Origin of the sequence: Limnochorda pilosa, from assembly GCF_001544015.1 — a bacterium.
GTDB lineage: Bacteria > Bacillota > Limnochordia > Limnochordales > Limnochordaceae > Limnochorda > Limnochorda pilosa.
In genome coordinates, this window is record NZ_AP014924.1 from 2,257,363 (window position 1) to 2,278,868 (window position 21,506).

General features: G+C 68.5%; 18 protein-coding genes and 1 pseudogene. 1 reads left to right on the top strand and 18 read right to left on the bottom strand.

Going from position 1 to position 21,506, the window contains the following annotated elements:
* Positions 1 to 85 precede the first annotated feature (85 nt).
* Positions 86 to 1,408 carry an extracellular solute-binding protein gene (locus LIP_RS09945; protein WP_158509628.1) on the bottom strand — a complete coding sequence of 441 codons (1,323 nt, stop codon included), beginning with the start codon at positions 1,406 to 1,408 and terminating at the stop codon, positions 86 to 88.
* A gap of 119 nt (positions 1,409 to 1,527) precedes the next feature.
* Positions 1,528 to 2,676: a TIM barrel protein gene (locus LIP_RS09950; protein ID WP_068137606.1), complete on the bottom strand. Its 1,149-nt coding sequence runs from the start codon at positions 2,674 to 2,676 to the stop codon at positions 1,528 to 1,530.
* Between the two features lie 232 nt (positions 2,677 to 2,908).
* Between LIP_RS09950 and LIP_RS09955 the strand changes: the two genes are divergently transcribed.
* Positions 2,909 to 4,210: an ROK family transcriptional regulator gene (locus LIP_RS09955; protein ID WP_068137611.1), complete on the top strand. Its 1,302-nt coding sequence runs from the start codon at positions 2,909 to 2,911 to the stop codon at positions 4,208 to 4,210.
* Positions 4,211 to 4,249: 39 nt separating this feature from the next.
* Here the strand turns inward: LIP_RS09955 and LIP_RS09960 are convergent, their stop codons facing one another.
* The 16 genes and pseudogenes from LIP_RS09960 to LIP_RS10030 all read right to left on the bottom strand — a co-directional run bounded on the left by LIP_RS09960 (position 4,250) and on the right by LIP_RS10030 (position 21,430).
* Positions 4,250 to 5,038, bottom strand: a complete 789-nt coding sequence (locus LIP_RS09960; protein ID WP_082726137.1) for a sugar phosphate nucleotidyltransferase — start codon at positions 5,036 to 5,038, stop codon at positions 4,250 to 4,252.
* Between the two features lie 14 nt (positions 5,039 to 5,052).
* Complete coding sequence (locus LIP_RS09965) at positions 5,053 to 5,508, bottom strand: dTDP-4-dehydrorhamnose 3,5-epimerase family protein (RefSeq protein WP_144440422.1); 456 nt, start codon at positions 5,506 to 5,508, stop codon at positions 5,053 to 5,055.
* A 403-nt stretch (positions 5,509 to 5,911) separates the two neighbouring features.
* Positions 5,912 to 6,967: a dTDP-4-dehydrorhamnose reductase gene (rfbD, locus tag LIP_RS09970; protein WP_082726138.1), complete on the bottom strand. Its 1,056-nt coding sequence runs from the start codon at positions 6,965 to 6,967 to the stop codon at positions 5,912 to 5,914.
* A complete protein-coding gene (gene rfbB / locus LIP_RS09975) occupies positions 6,964 to 8,028 on the bottom strand; it encodes a dTDP-glucose 4,6-dehydratase (RefSeq protein WP_068137619.1) in 1,065 nt (354 codons plus the stop codon). Before rfbB ends, rfbD begins: the two co-directional genes overlap by 4 nt.
* A gap of 295 nt (positions 8,029 to 8,323) precedes the next feature.
* A complete protein-coding gene (locus LIP_RS09980; protein WP_068137622.1) occupies positions 8,324 to 9,790 on the bottom strand; it encodes a M14 family zinc carboxypeptidase in 1,467 nt (488 codons plus the stop codon).
* A gap of 6 nt (positions 9,791 to 9,796) precedes the next feature.
* The gene (locus tag LIP_RS09985) at positions 9,797 to 10,711 is read right to left on the bottom strand and encodes an ABC transporter permease (protein WP_082726139.1); all 915 of its coding nucleotides are present in this window, start codon (positions 10,709 to 10,711) and stop codon (positions 9,797 to 9,799) included.
* A gap of 30 nt (positions 10,712 to 10,741) precedes the next feature.
* Positions 10,742 to 11,689: a nickel ABC transporter permease gene (gene nikB, locus LIP_RS09990; RefSeq protein ID WP_068137624.1), complete on the bottom strand. Its 948-nt coding sequence runs from the start codon at positions 11,687 to 11,689 to the stop codon at positions 10,742 to 10,744.
* A 129-nt stretch (positions 11,690 to 11,818) separates the two neighbouring features.
* On the bottom strand, positions 11,819 to 13,426 hold the full coding sequence (locus tag LIP_RS09995; RefSeq protein ID WP_068137627.1) for an ABC transporter substrate-binding protein: 1,608 nt from the start codon (positions 13,424 to 13,426) through the stop codon (positions 11,819 to 11,821).
* Positions 13,427 to 13,829: 403 nt separating this feature from the next.
* Positions 13,830 to 14,066 carry a YlcI/YnfO family protein gene (locus LIP_RS20050; RefSeq protein ID WP_173652470.1) on the bottom strand — a complete coding sequence of 79 codons (237 nt, stop codon included), beginning with the start codon at positions 14,064 to 14,066 and terminating at the stop codon, positions 13,830 to 13,832.
* Between the two features lie 36 nt (positions 14,067 to 14,102).
* Positions 14,103 to 14,882: pseudogene (locus LIP_RS10000) on the bottom strand (ABC transporter permease subunit); the annotation flags it as partial.
* A gap of 20 nt (positions 14,883 to 14,902) precedes the next feature.
* Entirely contained in the window at positions 14,903 to 15,943 is a 1,041-nt protein-coding gene (locus tag LIP_RS10005; RefSeq protein WP_068137630.1) for an ABC transporter permease, read from the bottom strand.
* Between the two features lie 10 nt (positions 15,944 to 15,953).
* A complete protein-coding gene (locus tag LIP_RS10010; protein ID WP_068137633.1) occupies positions 15,954 to 17,423 on the bottom strand; it encodes an ABC transporter substrate-binding protein in 1,470 nt (489 codons plus the stop codon).
* Positions 17,424 to 17,528: 105 nt separating this feature from the next.
* Positions 17,529 to 18,575 carry a zinc-dependent alcohol dehydrogenase gene (locus tag LIP_RS10015; protein ID WP_158509629.1) on the bottom strand — a complete coding sequence of 349 codons (1,047 nt, stop codon included), beginning with the start codon at positions 18,573 to 18,575 and terminating at the stop codon, positions 17,529 to 17,531.
* A complete protein-coding gene (locus tag LIP_RS10020; protein ID WP_158509630.1) occupies positions 18,572 to 19,336 on the bottom strand; it encodes a class I fructose-bisphosphate aldolase in 765 nt (254 codons plus the stop codon). The genes LIP_RS10015 and LIP_RS10020 overlap by 4 nt, the downstream gene beginning before the upstream one ends.
* A 19-nt stretch (positions 19,337 to 19,355) precedes the next feature.
* The gene (locus tag LIP_RS10025) at positions 19,356 to 20,447 is read right to left on the bottom strand and encodes a diacylglycerol kinase family protein (protein WP_068137641.1); all 1,092 of its coding nucleotides are present in this window, start codon (positions 20,445 to 20,447) and stop codon (positions 19,356 to 19,358) included.
* Positions 20,447 to 21,430: a sugar-binding transcriptional regulator gene (locus tag LIP_RS10030; protein ID WP_068137644.1), complete on the bottom strand. Its 984-nt coding sequence runs from the start codon at positions 21,428 to 21,430 to the stop codon at positions 20,447 to 20,449. The genes LIP_RS10025 and LIP_RS10030 overlap by 1 nt, the downstream gene beginning before the upstream one ends.
* Positions 21,431 to 21,506: the final 76 nt, after the last annotated feature.

Genomic DNA, 21,506 nt, shown 5'->3' on the forward strand with positions numbered 1-21,506 from the left:
CGCCCCCCCACGCTCTCAACCCGCATCGGCCCTAACGGGGCCGGGAGAGGCGGCCAAGCCGCCTCTCCCGGCGCTCAGGCGACACTCATCGTCCGAGCAGCTCTTGCGCCTTCCTTTCCATCGCTTGGGCTGCCTCCAGGGGCGTCATCGACAGCCCGAAGATGGCTTGCGTCGTATCCTTGTGCAGCTCGCCGAGCTCCGGCGGCAGGAACTGGTCATAGTAGAGCTGGAGGTGCGCTGCCTCCTCGAGCAGCTTCATGAGTTCGGCGGTCATCGGATCCTCCACGGGGACATTGACCACGGCTGGGAGACGACCGGTGGCCCTCGTCCAATCCACAGCCGTCTCGTACGCCGTGAGGTAGCGAGCGAGAGCAACGGCCTCCTCCGGGTAGTCGGTGGTGCTGGCTACCGAAAACAAGTCCCCGCCAGCCACTACTTCCGTCGGGTCGCCCTTGCCGTCTTCAAGCCGAGGGAAGGGGAACCACCCGAGACGGCGAGCGAACTCGGGATCTTCCTCTCGAGCCTGGCCGGGGAACCAGGAGCCCATGAGGTGCATCGCGGCCCGTCCGGAGTACATGAGCGCGCTCGCCTGGCCGACGTCGTGGTCCAACCCGTTGAAGCCCACCGGGAACGCACCCGCCCGAACGAGCTCCTGGATCCGCTCACCGGCTTCAACGAACGCCGGGTGGTCGAAGCCGTAGCCGGGTTCGCGGTTGTAGGCCTTCTCGAAGACCTCGGCTCCACCGACCCGATGGGCCAGATAGATCAGGTAGAATGCGCCGGGCCATTTCGTCTTGTTGGCGATGGATATGGGAATGATGCCCTCATTCCGCATCGCGTCCACCAGAGTCAGCAGTTCGGACCACGTCTCGGGCGTCTCCCATCCGTGCTCTTCGAAGATCGCCTGGTTGTAGAAGAAGACGACCACCGCGAGCGTCAGCGGAACCGCGTAGTAGTCCTCCCCGTACTTCGCGAGGCCCAGAGACGCCGGTACGAACGTCTCGCCCCATCGGTCCCGTTCGAGAGCACCCGTAAGCGGCAGCACCATGCCCGCGTCCACATACTCCTCGAGCCAGCCGCCTCCCCACGAGTGGAAGACGTCAGGAGGCGAACCGGCCGCCATGGCAACCTGCAGCTTCGTCTTATAGGTGTCGTTGTCCGTGACCGTCACTTTGACGTCGACGTCGGGATAGACGGCCCGGAAGCGCTCCACCGCCTCGTCCAGGACAGCCTGCTCGTTCTCGTTGGTGAAGATGTGCCAGAGTTCGATGGTCTTCTGTGCCTGCGCGGAGCCTGCCGCAAGGCCCAGGACCAGCACGAGAAACGCCACCGTAAGACCAGCCGTTACCCTCGAGATTCTCACTCTTTCTAACCTCCCTTCCCATAGTTCCGACTCCGGATGCACCACCAGCCAGTCCTGCGCCCTCCGCTCTCGCTAGACAACCTTCGTGGCACCAGCCCCTTTCGACGACCCACTCCTCGGGATACGTCGGTGAAGCCTGGGCCCTCTGGCCCTCGGGTTACCCTCTAGCCCATGTCGCCTGGCCGGGGCAGAGCCGCCAGCCTCTCCGGGTGCAGCGCCCGCGTCCGAATCAGGTACCGCTCGATCCACCCGCGAGCCCTGTCGGGGTGCTCCGCGGCCCATACGATGCTTTCGTGATCGAGGTCGTTGATGCGGTCTAGAGCGGTGCGGATCGCTTCGATGGACACACGAACGGCCTCTTCCGGCGCCATCCGCTCCGGGTTAAGGTCGAGCCCGAAGTGCTCCCCGTAGCCGTGCGTCTTGAGGGCGTACAGGCCTGCCTCCAGTTGCTCCGGCGCGACCATACCCACGGGCAGATCCAGGTCGTACCCGCCGAGCGGCTGCGCATTCCAGTGGGTGTGCGCCAGACGCCCCGCTTCCAAGACCATGCTGAAGCTGTACGCCAGATCTTCGTACGCCATCAGCATGTGGCCCACCTCGGGGTTAAGGCAGACCAGCGCGTGACCCTCGTCCAGGAGTCGTCGGTTCTCAGCGTTCTGAAGCCTCGACTCGACCTCGCGGGCAAGCAGGAGCCCTTCCGCAGTGGTCCCGAACAGGGTCCGCCCGCGCGGCTCGTACGGCTTGGGCTCGAAGGCGACGCGCACGCCTGGAACCGTCTCCAACGCCTCCACGAGGCCGTCGACGAAGCGACGACGAGCATCGGCAAAGTTGGCACCGAACGGTTGCTCGTAGCCGTCAATGCCCGGCCAGAGAACGGCGAAGTCCGTCCCCAGCTCCTTGTTGAGCTGCAGCGTGCGGATGGTCCGGTCGAGGGCCTTCTTGCGCGCGGGTGCAAGCGGCGACGACAGGGCTCCGAACTCGAAGTCGGCGTCCCAGAAGAGCATAGGGATCACCGTCAGGACGCGGATGCCGCTCTGACGGGCGAACTGCCTCCAGAGATCCAGGTTCGCTTCGTTGATCTCGTTGGGGTAGTGCGCTTCGACCCCCACCACGCCTAGCGGTGCCAGACGCGCGATCCGCTCGAGCCGCTCCTCGATCGAGGCAACCGGCTGATACCGATCGTGGAAGCGGTTGCCGGCGGGCGAGAAGTACCAGACCCCCACGGAGAACCGTGGCTGAAGCTGGTAATCTCGCAGGAAGGCCACGAGTTCGTCGCCTCGCCGTACCACCGACTGGGCCCGAAGATCTCTCATCGCCGCGAAGGCACCTCCTTGGTCCACCCAACCAACTATGTTACGCTATACGACGTGGGGTGCCCCTTTCCTGCAGGCTCCCTCATTCTTTCCTTGCGCGGGGGTTGACGAGGCGGTAGAATAGCGATTGCACACGGCTTTGGGGAGCTTGCTCCCCCTGCGCGCAGGGCAGGTACCTGCTCTTCGCTTCGGTCGAGTAAGTTGACGCGCTAGACGTTTTGGAGGTGGCAGGATGGGCCCTTACGCATCCACCGCGGATCAGTTCCTCGTCAAGGCTTTCAATCAAGGCATCGTCCTCCACCTCCTGCGCGTGCAGGGCCCTCTCTCCCGCGCCGACATCGCCAAGGTAACCGGCCTGAACAAGACCACCGTATCGGTGCTGGTGGAGGAGCTGATTCACCGGCACCTGGTCCAAGAAGTAGGCATGGGAGCGTCCAGCGGCGGCCGGCGCCCGATGCTCCTCACCCTCAACGCGCGCGCGGGCTTCGTGGTCGGCGCCGACCTCGGAGTCGATTACTTCCTGGTGGTGGTCTTGGACCTTCAGGCACAGCCCATCTGGAAGCGAAGGGTCCACCGGGTTCCGGGCACCGACCCCTCCACGGACGTACGCCAACTGGCCGACCTGATCGCGGACGGCGTGGCCGCCGTCTCCCCCACCCCACTGGGGCTGCTGGGCATCGGTGTCGGCGTTCACGGCCCCGTCGAGCATCCTGGGGGGAGGTTGCTCTTCGCCCCCAATCTGGGGTGGACCGACGTGCCCGTAGGGGAGCTGCTGCGAGAGCGGTTTCAGGTGCCCATCGTGGTCGACAACGAGGCGAACGCCGGAGCCCTCTCCGAGCTCTGGTACGCCGCGCAGGACGCGGACACACTGTTCTACTTCAGCGTCGGCATGGGCCTCGGCACCGGAATCGTCATCAACGGAGAGATCTACCGGGGTGCGGCCGGCACCGCAGGCGAGTTCGGCCATACCACCATCGACCCATCGGGGCCGCCGTGCACGTGCGGCAACCGCGGCTGTCTCGAGACCTTCGTCTCCGAGCGGGCGCTCATGAGGTACCTGCAGGGCTCGGGCGCCGAGAAGGTTGCCACGACCCAAGAGGTGTTCCAGGCGGCGGACGCGGGCGAGGCGCGGGCCATCTCTGCGCTGGCCCAGCTCGGTGGGTACCTTGGCATCGGCGTGGCCAACGCCATCAACACGTTCAATCCCCAACTGGTCGTCATCGGTGGCCCCATCGGTAGCGGGGGTCACCACGTGCTCAATTCCGTCCGACGGGTGGTCGAACGACGCGCGCTCCCCTTCCCCCTGAGCAGGGCTCGCATCGTCGTCTCCGCCCTCGGTGAAGAAGCATGCGCCATCGGTGCAGGCATCATGATCTTGCAGGAGTTCTTCCGGATCCCCCAGGTGAAGACCGCAGGAGAACGAACGCCGGAAGCGGTTCTCGGTGGGCTCAAGGGTGGTCGCGGCCAGCAGGACCCCATGGCCTGGCCTGGGCCGGATGGCGCCCACTACTCCACGGTGAAGTCGTCCTCCTGAGCGGGGCATCCACTCGAGGAGAAGCGGCGTGACACACCCCTACTCAAACCTCGCGCTCGCGATCTCCTGGGCGCTCGCCCCCACCCTGTAGTGCTCGTCGGCCTCGAAGACGGGCAGGACCAGCTTCTCCGCCAGGCGGTTGGCCAGAGCCAGAGAGGCAGGGGTGCCGGCGTCGGTCCACCAGCCCTGGAGGATGTCGTAGTGGAGCATCCCCAGGCGGATGTAGGCGTTGTTCACGTCGGTGATCTCGAGCTCGCCCCGGCGGGAGGGGCGCAGGGTCTTGACGATGTCGAAGACCCGGGCGTCGTACATGTAGACGCCGGTGACGGAGTAGGCGCTCTTGGGCCGGCGGGGTTTCTCCTCGATGCCCGCGATCCGCTCGCCTTCGATCTCAGCCACGCCGTAGCGCTCGGGGTCCGGAACCTCCTTGAGCAGGATCCGGGCGCCCTCCTCCTGGGCAGCGAAGCGCTCCACGTAGGGGGCGATGCTTTCCTCGAAGATGTTGTCGCCCAGGATCACCACGCAGCGATCCTCTCCCACGAAGCCCTCGGCCAGCCCCAGGGCCTGGGCGATGCCGCCCGCCTCGTCCTGCACCCGGTAGGTGAACTCCATCCCCAGCGCCCGGCCCGAGCCCAGGAGGCCCACCACGTCCCCCATGTGCTCGGTGCCCGTCACCACCAGCACGTCGTGGACGCCCGCCTCGGCAAGCTTGGCGATGGGATGGTAGATCATGGGGTAGCGCCCCACGGGGAGCAGGTGCTTGTTGGTCACCTTGGTGAGCGGGAAGAGCCGGGAGCCGGTACCTCCGGCCAGGATGACGCCCTTCACGTGCGTGGCCTCCTCTACCGCATCTTGGTCGTCCAGTCGAAGCCGATGGACGGGTCGTCGTAGGGGATGCGCTTCTCGTCGGGGTCGTTCGGGTTGTACGACTCGGTGGTGAAGTAGATGATGAAGGCCGGCTTCTCCCCCAGGGTGCGGTACCCGTGGGCGACCCCCACCGGGATCAGGAGCAGGATGGGGTTCTCCTCGCCCATGTAGAAGACGTTGGTCTCCCCCCGGGTGGGCGAGCCCTCCCGCAGGTCGTGGAGCACCACCTGGGCGTTCCCCACGGGGAAGAACCAGAGGTCGTCCTGCCGCTCGTGGTAGTGGAAGGCCTTGATGACGCCGGGGTACGTCTTGGACATGGAGGCCTGGCCGAAGCGGCGCAAGAGCCCGTCGTCGTCCCGGAGGATCTCCTGAAAGAAACCCCGGTCGTCGGGGTGGCGGACGAGCTGCTTGACCCGGACGCCGTCGATCACGCGGACCATCCCCTCCGATGCGAAGTGAATCGGTGCGAGGCCAGCCGAGCAGAGCGACCCCGGTGAAGCCCAAGGGCCTGACGATCCGTTCTTCAGGGGAAGCGGTCCGGTTCCTGCCGGCGAAGCGCCACCCTTGACGACGGTTGGCCGATCGACGTCACAGGCCCGCCCGCGCCGCGGCGATGATGGCCTGGGCCTCCTCGTCGCTCCGCGCATACGGATCTCTCAGTTCGGGTCCACGAGCCCCACCCGCCAGCTCTCCCCACTCGAAGTCGATCTTCTGCCGGTGGACCGCTCCTACGTACGCACGTTCGTAAGCCCCGGGCAGCCTACCACGAGGAACCTCCGCGCCGCAACAGGTCAAACCGTCAGCAGGAGCGAGACAGATCGCGCCAGGCGCTCCTCACGGGAAGAGTTCCGGCTCCCTTGCCCGTAGCTCCTCCAGGAACCGGCCCAGCGCCTCCTGCCAAGGCCGCATGCGAATCCCGGATGCCTCCAGCCGCTGGAGGCTCAGCACCGAGTAGGCGGGCCTGGGCGCCGGCCGGCCGAGCTCGGCGCTGGTGAGGGGTTCCACGGGCACGTCCCATCCTGCCTGGCGGAGGATCTCCCGGGCGAAGGCGTACCAGGAGCACTGGCCGGCGTTGGCCACGTGGTAGGTGCCGGAGGAAGGCGAGAAGGTGGGAGCAGGCCCACCGCGCCCGGAGACCTCCCACCGGTGCTCCGGAGGCTGCCCGCCGGGCTCTGGAGCCTCCTTGCCCAGCCCCACCAGCTGGAGCACCGCCTGCGCCAGGTCGCCTGCGTGGGTCGGCGAGCCGACCTGGTCGTCCACCACCCGCAGGGGACCGCTGGCTTCGCCGTGACGGCGTGCAGCCGCGGCCCGGAGGATGCTCTTGGGGAAGTTCCGCCCGAAGACGCTGTAGACCCACGAGGTGCGAGCGATGGCAAAGGGCCCGCCGGCCTGGCGGACGGCCTCCTCCCCTTCGTACTTGCTCTGGCCGTAGGCACTGAGGGGGTTCGGAGGATCGTCGGGTTCGTAGGGGGTGCGCTTCGTCCCGTCGAAGACGAAGTCAGTGCTCAGGTAAACGAGGAAGGTGCCCCGCTCGGCGCACAGGCGGGCAAGGCGTGCGGTCGCGTCGGCGTTCACCCGCCGGGCCCGGTCCGGGTCCCGCTCGCAGCCGTCCACGTCGGTCCAGGCCGCGGCGTGGATGACGATGCCCGCCTCGGAGAGGAAGCGGCGCACCTGGCCCGCGTCGGTGACGTCCAGCTCACTGTGGCCTGGAGCGTCGCAGGGGATGGAGCGCTGGCGGAGGAGGCGCTGGAGCTCCTGGCCCACCTGGCCCTCGCCGCCGGTCACCAGCACCCTGGGCGGGTGAGGGTGGGGGCTCGGGTGATGGTGACGGATGGGGTGACGGCGGGGACTCGGGTGATCGTGGCGGCTCCGGCGCCCCCCGGTGGTCACGACTCCTTCCCCCGAAGCGCGTCGAGCCAGTCCTCCCGCCGGTCGTACATGCGAGTATAGTACTCCCGGTACGCCCCGGAGCGGACCCGTTCGAGCCAGTCTTGGTGGGACAGATACCAGTTCACCGTGGACTCCAGGCCCTCCTCGAAGGTCCAGCGGGGCCGCCAGCCCAGCTCCCGCTCGGACTTGGACGAGTCCATCGCGTAGCGCCGGTCGTGGCCGGGGCGGTCCGGAACGAAGCGGATCAGGTTCTCCGGCCGATCCAGGATCCGCAGGAGCGTGCGCACCACCTCCAGGTTGGGCCGCTCCGCGTGGCCCCCGAAGTTGTAGACCTCCCCGGGCCGCCCCCGGCGGAGGGTCAGGTCGATCCCCCGGCAGTGGTCCTCCACGTGGATCCAGTCCCGCACGTTCTGCCCGTCCCCGTAGACCGGAAGGGGCTTCCCCTCCAGGGCGTTGGCGATCATGAGGGGGATGAGCTTCTCGGGGAACTGGTAGGGGCCGTAGTTGTTCGAGCAGCGGGTGATGAGGGCGGGGAAGCCGTGGGTCTTCCAGGCGGCCCGCACCATCAGGTCCGCCGCCGCCTTGCTGGCCGCATAGGGGCTGTTCGGGGCTATGGGGCTCTCCTCGGTGAAGGCACCCATTCGCGTGAGGGAGCCGTAGACCTCGTCGGTGGAGACCTGGACGAACCGCTCCACCCCGTGGCGCCGGGCGGCTTCCAGGAGCACCTGGGTGCCGATGACGTTGGTCCGGAGGAAGGCCGACGCGTCCTCGATGCTCCGGTCCACGTGGGACTCGGCGGCGAAGTGGACCACCGCATCCACCGGGCTCCCCCAGGCCTCCTCCGCCGCGGCGAAGGCCCGCTCCACGCCTTCGGGATCGGCCACGTCGCTCTGGACGAAGCGGTACCGCTCGTTCCCCTCCACTTCGGTGAGGTTCTCCAGGTTCCCCGCGTAGGTGAGAAGGTCCAGGTTGACCAGCTTGTCCTCGGGGTGCTCCCGCAGGAGGTGGTGGACGAAGTTGCTGCCGATGAAGCCGGCTCCGCCGGTGATGAGGATGATCATGGGTTCGCTTCGCCTCCAGGTCCACGCTGCCACGTCAGCCGCTTCGGGCGCGCGGTCATCCCACCAGGCTCAAGTCCACCTTCCTCAGGCCCTTGAAGCGGCTGATGTGAACCTGCCTGAGCTTCACTGCCATCCCTCACCTGTTGGTGCGCAACGTACTTCAAAGGTTTACCGGAAAGCACGCATCTCCTTCCCTTGGTGACGCTCGCCCGGTTCTCCCCGATAAGGGCGCAGATCGAGGCTCGGCTGACCACCCTGCTTCTCCTGGTGCACGCACTTCTCGCAGCGTCGCCTGCTACAGCGCCCGCATCACCGCCAGCAGCGCGCCGTACTGCACCTGCACCAGGTCCCGGATCGGAATGACCGTGTAGGGCAGGTGCGCCTCGAGCTCGGCGATCCACCGATCCAGGTGCCCCTCCAGCTCCTCATCCGCCCTGCGAATCAGGGCCGAAGCCTCCTTCGCCGAGAACTCGGCCACCGATCCCGTCGACCCCGGAGATGCCGTCCCCGAGGGTCCCTGCACGGACGCCCGGATCACTCCCTGCTGGTGTTCGAACGCCCGACGCAGCATGCTGGCCACCAGCACCCGGTAGAAGAGACCCACGTGCACCGCGTCGACCTCCTGAGCCACCGTGGCGGGCTGATCCATCCCTTCGGCCTCCGACGCCCACCGGGTCTGGCTCTCAAGCGTCTTCAGACCCATCTCGGTGAAGGACGAGACCGCCCGCAAGAAGCGGGTCTCCGCCGTCATCACGGGACGGGTCTGCTCCAGGAGGCGGTCGAGCACCTGGAGGACCTCCCGGGCCCGGTCCACCCCCGCCAGGATCACGTCCCGCCGGCTCCTGGCCACCCGCGTCGTATCGGCGATCTTGGGCGATTGAAAGTAGGGAACCTCGGTCACCAGCGACACCGGGGCGCTGATCCGCTCGGCGTACTCGAAACTCGAGGCGCCGCCCGTGATGTGATCGGCCGGGTCGCCCGATCCGAACCTCTCGTAGTAGTCGTAGGCATCGGTGCTCCTCGGGACGGCGTAGACGGCCGGGTGGTACGCCACCGCCCACGGCATCTCCGGCTCGCCCAAGGAGAGCGGCAGGTTCCGTTCGGCGGGGACCCGGTGCAGGTCCTCGTAGGCGCCCTTCAGGTCACGGGAGAGGTAGTAGAAGACGCCCCCGAAGCCGGCATTGTGGAGCGAGTAGAGGACGTTGGGGCGCCCCCGCTCGATCGCGGCCATCAACGCTCGCGTCTCGGGCATGGGTCGATCGAAGCGGAAGGTCTTGTAGGTGACGGGGAAGGTCCACTCCACCTGCTCCTCGCTGCGGGGGCGGTAGAAGTGCCGGGCGTAGTTGCGCAGCGTGAAGGGGCCATGGAACCATCCCTCGTTCAGGCGGACCGCATCGGGGTCCACACACGGGAGCAGGGACCAGGTCCGGCCCTCCCGGAGCGGCCGGTTCTCCACCAGCTCGTCCATCAGGAAGCGCACCAGCATCGCCCCAACGGGTTCGTTCGGGTGCGGGCAGGCCACCAGCATCACGTGTTGCGGGCCGTCGCCGATGGTCAGCATCGGTATCGGCTGCCCATCGGTCGAGGTTCCCAGCTCCGTGTAGGTGGCGATCCCTGGGCATCGCTCGGCCACCCGGCGCGCCGCCTCGTAAAGCTCATCGACCGTCAAGAAGCGCTCGTAGCCGGGCACCCTTCCGAGGAGGGCGTCGAGGTCCCCGGGGTCGAGGCGTCCCGCATCGAACCCGCCTGTCGATTCCTGCACCTAAGGTCATCCTTCCACCTTGGTTTGCCCCTGAATTCGGGGATTGAGCGCGTCCCGCAACGCGTCGCCCGCCAGGTTGAAGCTGAGCATGACGGCGGCGATGCAGACGCCCGGCCCGGTTATGAGCCAGGGCGAGCGCAACATGAAGTCCTTGCCCTCGGCCACCATCATCCCCCACTCAGGGGTCGGCGGGCGGACGCCGAGCCCCAGGAACCCCAGGGATGCAGACGCCAGGATCGCCTCGGGGATACCCAGGGCCGCCGTGACGATGACAGGGGTCAAGCTGTTGGGGAGGATGTGGCGGAACATGATGCGCAGGTCGCCCGCCCCCGCCGCCCGGGCCGACTCCACGAACTCCTGGGTCCGCAGGGCGAGCACCGTAGCCCGAACCAGGCGGGCGTAGAGCGGCCAGCTCACCAGTCCCAGGACCCACATCACATTGAAGATGCTCGGCCCGAGGATCGCCATCACGGCGATGGCCAGGATCAGGAACGGGAACGCGTAGAAGACCTCCACGAGCCGCATGACAAGCTGGTCGACCCAGCCGCCGTAGTAGCCGGCGAGGAGCCCGAGCACGCTCCCCACCAACGCGGCGATGGACACCACCACGACGCCGATCAGGAGCGAGATGCGGGCGCCGAAGATGAGCCGGGAGAGGATGTCCCGTCCGAAGTTGTCGGTGCCCAGGAGGTGGTCGGGCGAGCCGACGGGCAGGAAGGTAGCGCCCAGGTGCATCGTGTACGGGTCGTGTGGCGCCACGTAGGGCGCGAAGACCGCGGCGGCGATGAAGACCAGGAGCACCAGCACGGCCCCTATGGCCGCAGGGTTCCGCAGGAACGCCCGCGCCGGGCGGCTGAACTGCGAGCGACTCCGCTCCTCCGCCGCACTCTTCTCACCGGTTACCGTCGCCGTAGCTTGCATGCCTCTACACCCACCCCTGCATTGAGGACCTCATTCGTAGCGAATCCTGGGATTGATCAGCGCGTAGACCAGGTCGGTCGCCAGCGTCACCACCATGAAGCTGAGGGCGAAGACCAGCACCGTTCCCTGGATGACCGGCAGGTCCCGTTGCTTGATGGCGTTGACGGCCAGCATGCCCATCCCGGGCCAGGAGAAGATGGTCTCGGTGATGACCGCGCCCCCCAGCAGCGCGCCGAATTGCATGCCGAACGTGGTCACCACCGGAAGCAACGCGTTGCGCAGCGCGTGCTTGAAGAGCACCAGGCGCCCCGGCACTCCCTTGGCCCGGGAGGTTCGGATGAAGTCCTCCCCCAGCACGTCGAGGACCGACGACCGAGTCAAGCGGGTGAGCAGCGCCGCCAGCGCGGCCCCCAGCGTGATCGAGGGCAGGATCAGGTGGCTGACGAAGCTCCACACCCCGGTGCTCAGATCCCCGATTCCCCGGATCGGCAGCCATCGGAGCCGTAGACCGAAGAAGAGCAGCAGCATCAATCCCAGCCAGAAGTTGGGGAGCGAGACGCCGAGCATCGCCCCGGTCGTGGAGGCGTAGTCAACGACCGTGTTCCGCCGGGAAGCCGCCAGGACGCCGAGCGGGAGGCCGATGATCAGTGCGAACAGGCTCGCCGAGACAGCCAGAAGCAGCGTGTTGGGGAAGCGTTGCGCGATCTGGTCCGCTACCGGGCGCCCGTACGTGATCGATCGCCCCAGGTCTCCATGGAGAAGGCGGTTCATGTAGTTCGCGTACTGGACGTACCAGGGCAGGTCCAGGCCCAGCTCCTCCCGGAGACGCTCCACGTTGGCCGGATTCGCGCTCTCGGAGCCGAGCATCAGGCTGATCGCGTCCCCGGGAGCGAAGGTCACCATGGCGAAGACGATGAACGTGATGCCCAGCAGCACGGGCACCGCCAGCAGAAGTCGCCGCGAGACGTATCGGAGCACGACGGTCGCCACCCACGTAGGCGAAGAGGCCCCGGACCGGCCCGGAGGTCGTGCACGCGGTCCGGGGCCTCCTCAGATTGCTTGCCAGCACTTCATCCGTGCGTCGCCTTGAGCCGTGCGGCTTCGGTCTCAGTCCTCGATCCGGACGTTGTTTTCCAACGAGACCAGGTAGAGCCCGCCCCACGGGACCACCCAGTCCTTCACCCGCTTGTTCACCGCCGAGAAACCCAGCTCGAAGTAGAGCGGGATGGCCGCCCGATCCTCCATGATCAGGCGCTGAGCCTGCTTCCACAGGCGATCACGCTCCGAGTGATCGAGGGTGCGGCTGGCCTCGTCCAGCAGGGCGTCCACCTCGGGGTTGGAGTAGAAGTGCGTGTTGGTCCTCCCGATGGCGCTGCTGTGGAAGAGCGCGTGGAGTCCCGTGGTCCCGGCGAAGCTGTAGTCGAAGAAGACCTCGCTGTTGCCGGTTTGCAGGTCCGCAGCCCAGACCGCCGTGTCCAGTGGCACCACGCTGGCCTGAATGCCCAGTTCCCTCAACTGGGTGGCAAGGATGGTGAGCACCCGCGTCTGGGACCCCGCGATGGTCTTGATGTCCACGCGCAAGGGCTTGCCGTCACGGTCCAGGAAGCCGTCGCCATCGGTATCGGCGAAGCCGGCCGCCGCCAGTTGGGCTTTCGCGCCCTCCGGGTCGTAGGGCCGGAGGTCGGCGAGGCTGGGATCGTACCCGAAGCCTACCCACGGCGGTACCTGACCGTAGGCCCGTTCGCCGAACTCCTCTCCGACCACCGCCCTGAAGGCCCCGGTGATGTCCATCGCCCGGGCCACGGCGTCGCGCACTTCCCATTCGTCGAATGGGGGCTTCTGAACGTTGAAGCCGATTCCCCGATAGGACCCACCCCGGCCGTACAGCTCAATGTCCGGGTTCTGCGCGAGCTGCTGCGCCGTGTCGATGTTGAAGACGTAGGGCAGCACGTCCACCTCTCCGACCTCCAGGGCGATGTTCTGCACCGTGGGATCGGGGATGAAGACGAACTCCACCCGGTCGACGCCGGGCGTGAGCCAGTAGTCCTCGTTGCGGGCGAAGACCACCTGCTCGTCCGGGACGAAGGTGCGAAGCTCGAAGGGACCTGATCCGATAGGATTCTGCGCGAAACCGTCCTCACCCAACTGCTCTACGGCCTCGTGCGGGACGACCACCACCCGTGCCAGCCTGTTCGGATCCACGATGAGGAACGGATCCGGGTACTTGGTCTTGATCTGAACGGTGTAGCGGTCAAGGGCCTCCACCGACTCGATCTCACCCAGCGTGAAGGCGGTGCTCACCTTCATGAACCGATCGATCGAGTAGACGACGTCGGCGGCGGTGACCTCCCGCCCCTCGCCCTCGGGGAAGACCTCGTTGCCGTCCTGGAAGTGGACGCCCTGCCGGAGGTGGAAGATCCACGTCGTGTCGTCGGGGTTCTCCCAGCTTTCGGCCAGATGGGGAGCAGGCCGGAAGTCGTCCTTGCTGAGGATGATGAGCGGGTCGAAGACGAGGCTGAAGGCGTGGATCTCGTCGTTGCTTGCCGACTTGTAGGGGTCCAGCTGCTGAATCGCCGCGGCGGCGATGCGAAGGGTGCTCGCACCCCGTTGTGCCTGGAGCGGCCCGAACGCAAGAACGCTGGCGACGAGCAACACGACAACTGTCCCGGTGATGCCGAAGGCCCACCGACCTACGGGAACGGGTCCCTGCTTCATTCGCTACCTTCCCTTCGGGCAGACTGTTTAGAGCGGCTACTTCGTCGCCCAACCCGGGCTACCCTTCAACGTGGGCCGGATTCGGTGCGAAACCGCACACTGCTAGGCCGTGCTTCAAACGCAATTCTCACACCAGGATCGGATATTGGTTGAGAAGCGGAAGATTCCGAGGGAGGCATTCGCCGCGTCCCGTCGTAGACCCACGATCGATATGCCGGACCAAGCCATGTCTGGCAGGGTATGACGTCCTGTCTGGCCGTCGAAGGGCTCTAGGAGAGAGGATGCGACGCTCTTCCCGAGGATGTCGTCGCCCGGGCCGGGATCACTCCGCAGCGAACCTGCCCCGCGAAGCCCAGGGCCAGGCCGCTTCGCTCCCGAGCCGCCGCTCAAAGCCCGCAGACACTTACAGTCCGTCATGTGCCTCCGGCGGAACGTCGGGGACTTTGGCGAGCGCGCGCTCGAACTTGGCTCGGCTGCCCCGCCGGGCACGCGCTTCCAGGTAATCTACCGTCATAAGTGCGGAGATCTTTTCCGCCAGGGCGGTGGTGATAACCTGGTTCATCGACACGCCCTCGCGCTCCGCCAGTTCCCGTATCTGTTTGTGAACGGACTCCGGAAGTCGCACGCTCAAGGTCTTCATGAGATCTCCCCCACCTCCAGCCACCCTCCGCGCCCTCGGATCCAGCGCGTCCCTCAACCCGTCGCCCAGCAGGTTGAACCCCATGGCCGTCACCAGGATGGCCGCGCCCGGGAAGCTAGGGTACCACCACTGGTCCAGGAGGAAGGTGCGGCCGCTGTTGACCATGGCGCCCCATTCGGCGGCCGGGGCCCGCACACCGAGGCCGAGGAAGCTCAGGGTCGCCGCGAGCAGCATGGCACTCCCTACGTCCAGCGTCGCCTGGACCACCACGGGCCCGAGGCTGTTGGGGATCAGGTGGCGGGCGAGGATCCGCCCGACCGGCGCTCCCGCCGCCACCGCCGCCTCCACGAACTCCCGCTCGCGCAGGGAGAGCACCTGGGCCCGCACCAGCCGCACGTAGACCGGCACCCGCACGAAGGCCACGGCCAGGACCGTGCTCTGCAGTCCGGGCCCCAGCGCGGCCGCCACCGCCATGGCCAGGACGAGCGCCGGGAAGGCGAGGATCACGTCCATCACCCGCATCAGCACCAGGTCCACCTTGCCGCCGAACCAGCCGCTGAGGCCGCCCAGCACCAGCCCCGCCGTGAGCGCGAAGAGCACCACCGCCACCCCTGCGCCGATGGACCGCCGGCCCCCGTCCAGCACCCGGGAGAAGAGGTCCCGGCCCACCTCGTCGGTGCCGAACCAGTGCGCCGCCGAGGGGGGCAAAAGACGCGCCGTCAGCTCCACCCGGTTGGGCTCGTGGGGCGCCACCCAGGGTGCAAGCAGGGAGCCCAGGACGGCCGCGGCCACCACCAGCGCTCCGGCCAGGGCGAGCGGATGGCGCCGGGCCGTGGCTACCCCATGGCCCGAATCCTCGGATCCAGCAGGATGGTCACGATGTCGACCGCCAGGTTGATGAGGGTGTACCCGAGGGCCACCACCAGCGTGAAGCCCATGATGGCCGGGAAGTCCAGGAAGGCGATGGAGTCGACCACGTAGCTTCCCATGCCCGGCCAGGCGAAGATGCTCTCAGTCACCACCGCACCCGCCAGCAGGTCGCCCAGGGCGAGCCCGACGACGGTGAGCGTGGGGATGAAGGCGTTCCGCAGGGCGTGGCGGTAGAGCACCCGCCGGGGCGGCAGGCCGTAGGCCCGGGCCGTGCGGATGTAGTCCTGGTCCAGCACCTCGAGGAGGCTCCCCCGCACCTGGCGGGCCACGATCCCCAGGTGCACGAAGGCGAGACAGCCCGCCGGCAGCACCAGGTGCCGCAGGGCATCGGCCAGGGCCGCGCCGTCCCGGGCCAGGGCTGCATCCAGCACCAGGATGCCCGTGATCGGCGGGGGCGGCAGCCCGTAGGGCGAAAGGCGCCCTCCCCCCGGCAGGATCCCCAGCCGCCCGTAGAAGAGGACGAGCACCACCACCCCCAGCCAGAAGAGGGGCACGGAAACCCCCGCCACGGAGACGGTGCGGTTCAGGTGATCCACCCACGAGTTCCGCCGGGCGGCGGAGATCACCCCCAGCGGGATGCCGGCCGCCACGGCCAGCAACAAGGCCGTGGCCACCAGCTCCAGGGTGGCCGGGAAGAAGCGGGCCAGGTCCTCGGCCACGGGCCGCCCCGTGCGGATCGACCGGCCCAGGTCGCCCCGCAGCAGCCCGCCCATGTACCGTACGTACTGGACCGCCAGCGGCCGGTCCAGGCCGTAGGTGGTCCGGATCTGGGCCAGCACCTGCTCCGACGCCCGCTGCCCGGCCAGGAGGCGGGCCGGGTCCCCGGGGATGGCCTGCGAGATGAGAAAGGTGAGCACGCTCACCCCCGCCAGGACCAGCACCAGCAGGCCGAGGCGGCGGAGGATCACCTGACCCAGGGAGACCGTCGCCCCCGCCTGCCGGTCCATCGCCGGGTCCTCACCGCTTGCTCATCGTGTCGATGTTGTAGATGTCGAGCAGCATGGGGTTGAAGACGTAGCCCTGCACCGCCTCCCGCATCGCCACCTGGTACCGCTGCTGGTAGAGGTAGACGTAGGCCGCCTCCTCCACCGCGATCCGCTGCGCCTCCCGGTAGAGGCGCGTCCGCTCCTGCACGTCCGTCTCCACGGCCGCCTGCCGGACCAGCCGGTCCACCCGCGCGTCGCTGAAGAAGGACCGGTTCCCCGCGAGGCCGCCGTTGGCCGAGTCGAACCAGTAGTTCATGAACATGTAGGGATCGGCGAAGTCGGGCGTCCAGTTGCCGACGGCGATGTCGAACTCGCCCTCGTCGAGCCGGGCCCGCATGGTCGCGTACGCGAGCGGCTCCAGCTCCATCCGGATCCCCAGCTCGGCAAGCTGCGCCTGCAGGGCCAGCCCGATCTGCTCCCACTCGGGGTAGACGGGGGTGTACAGGTAGCCCAGGGTGAGCCCGCCCCCGAGCCCCGCCCCCTCCAGGAGCGCCCGGGCCCGGTCCATGTCCCGCGTGTACTGGAAGAGCTCCGGGTCGTGGGACCACATGCCCTGGGGCACCGGGCCCCGCATCTGCACGGCGTTGCCCAGCATCACCCCGTCGATGAGCCCCTGGTAGTCCACCGCATAGGAGATCGCCTGCCGGACCCGGACGTCGTCCAGCGGCGGGCGCAGGTTGTTGAGGTACAGGTAAGTCACCCGGAAGCTCGGATGCTCCTCCACCCGAACCCCCGCGGCCCCCTTGAGCCGATCGAGCTGGTCCAGGGGCAGGGCCTCGGCGATGTCGATGTCTCCCCGCTCAAGCTGCAGCCTGCGGGCCGACGGGTCCTGGATCACCTGAAAGAGCACCAGGTCGAAGGCCGGCTTGGGGCCGTCGTAGTACGGGTTGGGGACCAGGCGCAGCTGCTGGTCCTTCTGCCACCGCTCGAGCTGGTAGGGCCCGCTGCCCAGGGTGTGCTCGGCCAGGTAGCCCCGGGCCAGGTCGCCGTCCTGCTCGTGCTCGGCCGCCTTGGGATGCACGATGCTCGCGCCGTTGTTGGCAAGGGTGAAGAGGAAGGGGGCGAAGGGATCGCTCAGGGTGAACCGGACCGTCCAGTCGTCGAGCGCCTCCACCTTCTCCAGGGTGGGAAAGGCGTCGGCCGGCCCCTGCCCCACGGCCAGGAGCCGCTGGAAGCGGTACGCGACCGCCCCGGCATCCACAGGCGTGCCGTCGGCAAAGCGGGCATTCTGTCGCAAGATGAAGGTCCAGACGCGCCCGTCTTCCGACACGTCCCAGCCGGTGGCCAGGTCCCCCTCCACCTCGGTGGTTCCCACACCGTTCTCCACCCTGTACCGCACCAGCCGCCGGTACGCCGGGTAGGTCACCGCCCAGGACCGATTGGTCATGGTGACGGCCGGGTCCAGGTTGTCCACGTCGCCGGCGATCCCGATGACCAGCACGTTCGGTGGCGTCGCGGCCCGCCCGAGGTTCAGCCTCCTGGCCGAGGGGCTGGGCGAGATGGCCGATCCGCTGGCCAAGCCGTCGACGTGACAGGACCCCAGACCTCACACGTCGACCACCGCCTTCAGGATCCGGCGCTCTTTCATGGCCGAGATGGCCTGGGGGATCTCATCGAGGGAGACGGTGTGCCCCAGCAGCGGGTCGAGTCGACGGCCGAGGGACTGGATCAGGGCACCGGCTCGCTGGAAGTGCGACACGTCGAAGCCGAAGGTTCCGGTCAGGCCGACCTCGCGGTAGTGAACGTGGTAGGGGTCAATGGCGGTCCGAATGTCCCTGGCCATCCCGGCGAAGAGGTTCACGGTTCCCCCCGGCCGCACGACGGCGAGCAGCTCCGGCACGAGGTCCGCGGCCTCGACAGACAGAATGGCCGCGTCGACCCCCGCTCCACCCGTCGCCTCCGCGACCGCCCGAGCCAGGGACGTCGCGCCGGCCGCCATCGGCAGGCCGCCCATGCTCGCCGCCAGCTCGAGCCGTTCCGGCACCAGGTCGGTCACGAGCACCGCCGCGCCGCCCATCTGCAGCGACGCCAGCACATGGAGCAGGCCCATGGGGCCCGCCCCCACCACGAGCAGGCGGCTCCCGGGCCCTGCGCCCACCTTCTCCAGAGAGTGGACCACGCACGCCATGGGTTCGGTGAGCACGTAGGCCCGAACGGATGCGAGCGCGTGGGGGTCGCCGTCGTTGGACCTGAGGCGGAAGATTCCCCGCTCCACGATCTCCCGGGGAAGCGCGACGTACTCGGCGAACGCCCCGTTGCTGGGAACCGACTTGCGGGAGCAGAGCTGCCCCAGGCCATGGCGACAGGCGGGGCAGGAGCCGCATCCCACGTACGGTGCTGCAGCCACCCGGTCGCCGACCCGCAGCCCGCTCTCCTCGGCCCCGGCGCCGACCGCCACCACTTCCCCCACGAACTCGTGGCCGAGGATGACCGGAGGCTGGAAGAGCGGATGACCCCGGAGGTAGGTCTTCACGTCCGTGCCGCAGACCGCCGCCCCCAGAGTCCGCACCAGCACCCCACCCGGCGGCGGTTGGGGTGTCGGAACCTCTTCCACGGCAAGCTGCAGGGGCCCGCGAAAGATGGCTGCTCTCACTGGTCCACCTCTCCCTCCGATGCCCCGTGCACGGCCCTGCACAGTCGGGCGACGAATCCTTCCGGTTCCGGATGTCCCCAGGCGTTGCGGCCGAAGGCCACTCCGACCGCTCCTGCGCCCATGGCACGCGCGACCTGCTGCAGCAGGCTCGCCTCGTCGGGCACCTTGGGGCCGCCGGCCAGAACAACGGGTCGCGGGCAACCCTCGATGAGCTCGCGCAGCTCGCCTGCGTCGTCCGGGTAAGCGGCCTTCACCACGTCGGCTCCCAACTCGGCCGCGATCCGGCATGCGTCCACCAGCGACGGCACGGAGGACGGAAGGCACTCTACAATAACCGGAAGCCCCAGGCCGTGCGCGCGATCGATCAGGAGACCGAGTCGCTCCAACGCCGCCGGCTCTTCCGACGCGCGGCCCCAGCCGAAAGGTGCCATGGCCAGGAGCGCGTCGGCCCCCAGGCGGCACGCGCCTTCGGGGGTGATCACAGGACGAGGCACGGCATCACGGGGGTCGGCATGGCCCACAGCCATGTCCACCCGCACCACAAGAGGGGCGCCGCGCATATGATCGGCTGCTGCCACCGCTCCCCCCGGCGAGAGGATGAGCGCGTCCGCGCCGGCAGCGAGCATGCGGCCGGCCAGCTCTGGAAGAGCGGCGGGGCCTCCACGGGCACCCATGAAGAGCCCGTGGTCCAGGGCCACCATCACCGTCCGGCCGCGCGGGAAGAGGCGGTCCAGCCGCAGGCGAAGGCCGGCGTCGTTCATCACGGAAACACTCCCCTTTTCAAGACATGCGGTCAAACCAGGCGTGCAGCGCTGCCTGCCGGAGGACCCGGATCCGAACCTCCCGGTCAGGGCCGAGCAGGACGAGCGGGTTGCCATCCACACAGAGCGCAGCTTCCGGACGCATGCCCCGCACGACCACCCGATCCTCCTCACGAAGGCCCGCGAACCGGCTCACCAGGGGCTCCATGTCCTGTAGCCGCCAGAGGTCGACCTCGGCGGAAACGATGGGCCGTTCGGTCACCAGAACCGCTCCTGGGAGGCCCAAGGGCTCCGCCAGGCAGAGCCCCCCTACCAGGGCTCTTCCCCGGAAGGATCCGGCGATGGGAGCGACGATCACCTGGCCCACTTCCGTACCCCGAGCGACGACCCGGCGTCTCCCTCGCGCAGCGACCGGCGTCCGTCGGGCCCCGGCCGGTGCCTGCTGCCCCCGGCGCCCATCGGGGGACTCCACCACCACCTCCGCGGCGGCCGTGCCCACGGAACGAGACGTGGCCGGCACGCTCCTGCCCGTGAGCTTGGCCGCCGCGTCCACGTCCCGGGCCTGACCGTGTACGGTAGCCAAGACGGTGGTACCCACGACGGCGTCGTTGAACCCTATCCCCAGGAGCCGGCCTTCGAGGAAGGCCTCCACACCGGCTACGCTGTGCACGCGTAGCATGGACGGATCCGAGGGGAGGACGGCGGGCAGGGAGGTCACCTCGGAAGCACGCAGAGAGACCATGGCACCGGCGTTGGTGGTTCCACATCCCACCCCGAGGATCGGCACCCGCAAGCCTTCCCGGTGCAAGGCCAAAGCGGCGTCGGCCAGGGTTCCGTCGCCCCCGAAGACCACCAGGACGTCCAGATCGTGCCGGCAAAGGGCGGAGACCGCGGCCATGGCGGCCGCCCGCCCGCCGCCGGGGGCGCCTTCGGGGAGCTCTACCACATGGAGGGTCGGGCGCAGCGACGAGGGCGCGCACTCCGCCCCCAGCGGACCGGGCGGCGCCGCCCAGAACCAGGCCCGCGCCCGCTGCAGGAAGCCTTCCACCGCGTCTCGCCATGAGGGGAAGCCCGCCCCGGCCGCGGGGTTCACCACCAGTCCGGCGCGCATCAGGCGTCCCCTCCGGGGGTAGACGGAGCCGGATCCATCGGTTCGCCATCGGGCTCTGCCAGGAGCGCCTCAGCGGTCCGCAGGTCGGTGACGAGACCGTTCACGTACCCATGCACCAAGGCGGTGCGGATGGCGGCCACCTTCTCCGGACCGCCTGCGACGCCGATGACCAGGGGCAGTCCCCGGAGGACGTCCAGCGGGATGCCCACGAAGCGCCGACCGGCTTCCAGACTGCACGGCCGGCCGTTGATGTCGAAGAAGTGGGTGCAGACGTCACCGGCGGCCTTCTGGCGCAGAAGCTCGAGGAGGGCCTCCTCCGTGAAGCCTCCCACCTCGAGCACGGGAGAGTGGTACACGGACGGGCCGATGCCGACCAGCGCCACGTCCAGGGCTCTCCAGAGCTCCGCAACCTGAACCGCCTGACGCTGCCTCAGGATCTCCACGGCCGCCTTCTCGGTGTCGGTGTACGCCGGGGCGTGCAGGTACATCGCGGCACCGCCGAAGGCCTGCGCGAAGCGGAAGGCCAGGTCGTTCACCTGGTAGCGGGGGTCGGCCTGGCCCACGCTGCCCAGGAGGGGTACCACCGTGATGGACCGGCGCACGTCCTGCCCCAAGCTGTTCACCGTCTCGTAGAGGGTGGTCCCCCACGAGAGCCCCACCAGTTGGCCGTCGCGGAGCGTCTCCTGCAGGTAGCGGGCCGCCGCCTGGCCGATGCGCCGGCGCAGGAGGCTTGCATCCCCGGCTGCAGGCGCCTCCGCCACCACGCAGCACTTGAGCCCGAAGCGGTGCGCCAGCTCCCGGGCCGCAGCCTGCGACGCTCCCGCATGCGGGTACCGGATGCGGACCTCGACGATGCCCGCCTCCCATGCCTCCTGCAGGAGCCGGGAGACTCGGGAGCGGGAGACCCCCAGACGGACGGCGATCTGTGCCTGGCTCTGGCGCTCCAGGTAGTAGAGCCGTGCGGCCTGGTAGAGGCGCTCCATGCGAGCCGCGGCCCGAGCGCCGGCGAGCGTGGTTCGTTCCTCGGCCGTGGGAACCCCTCCTCTCCCGTGTGTCCAC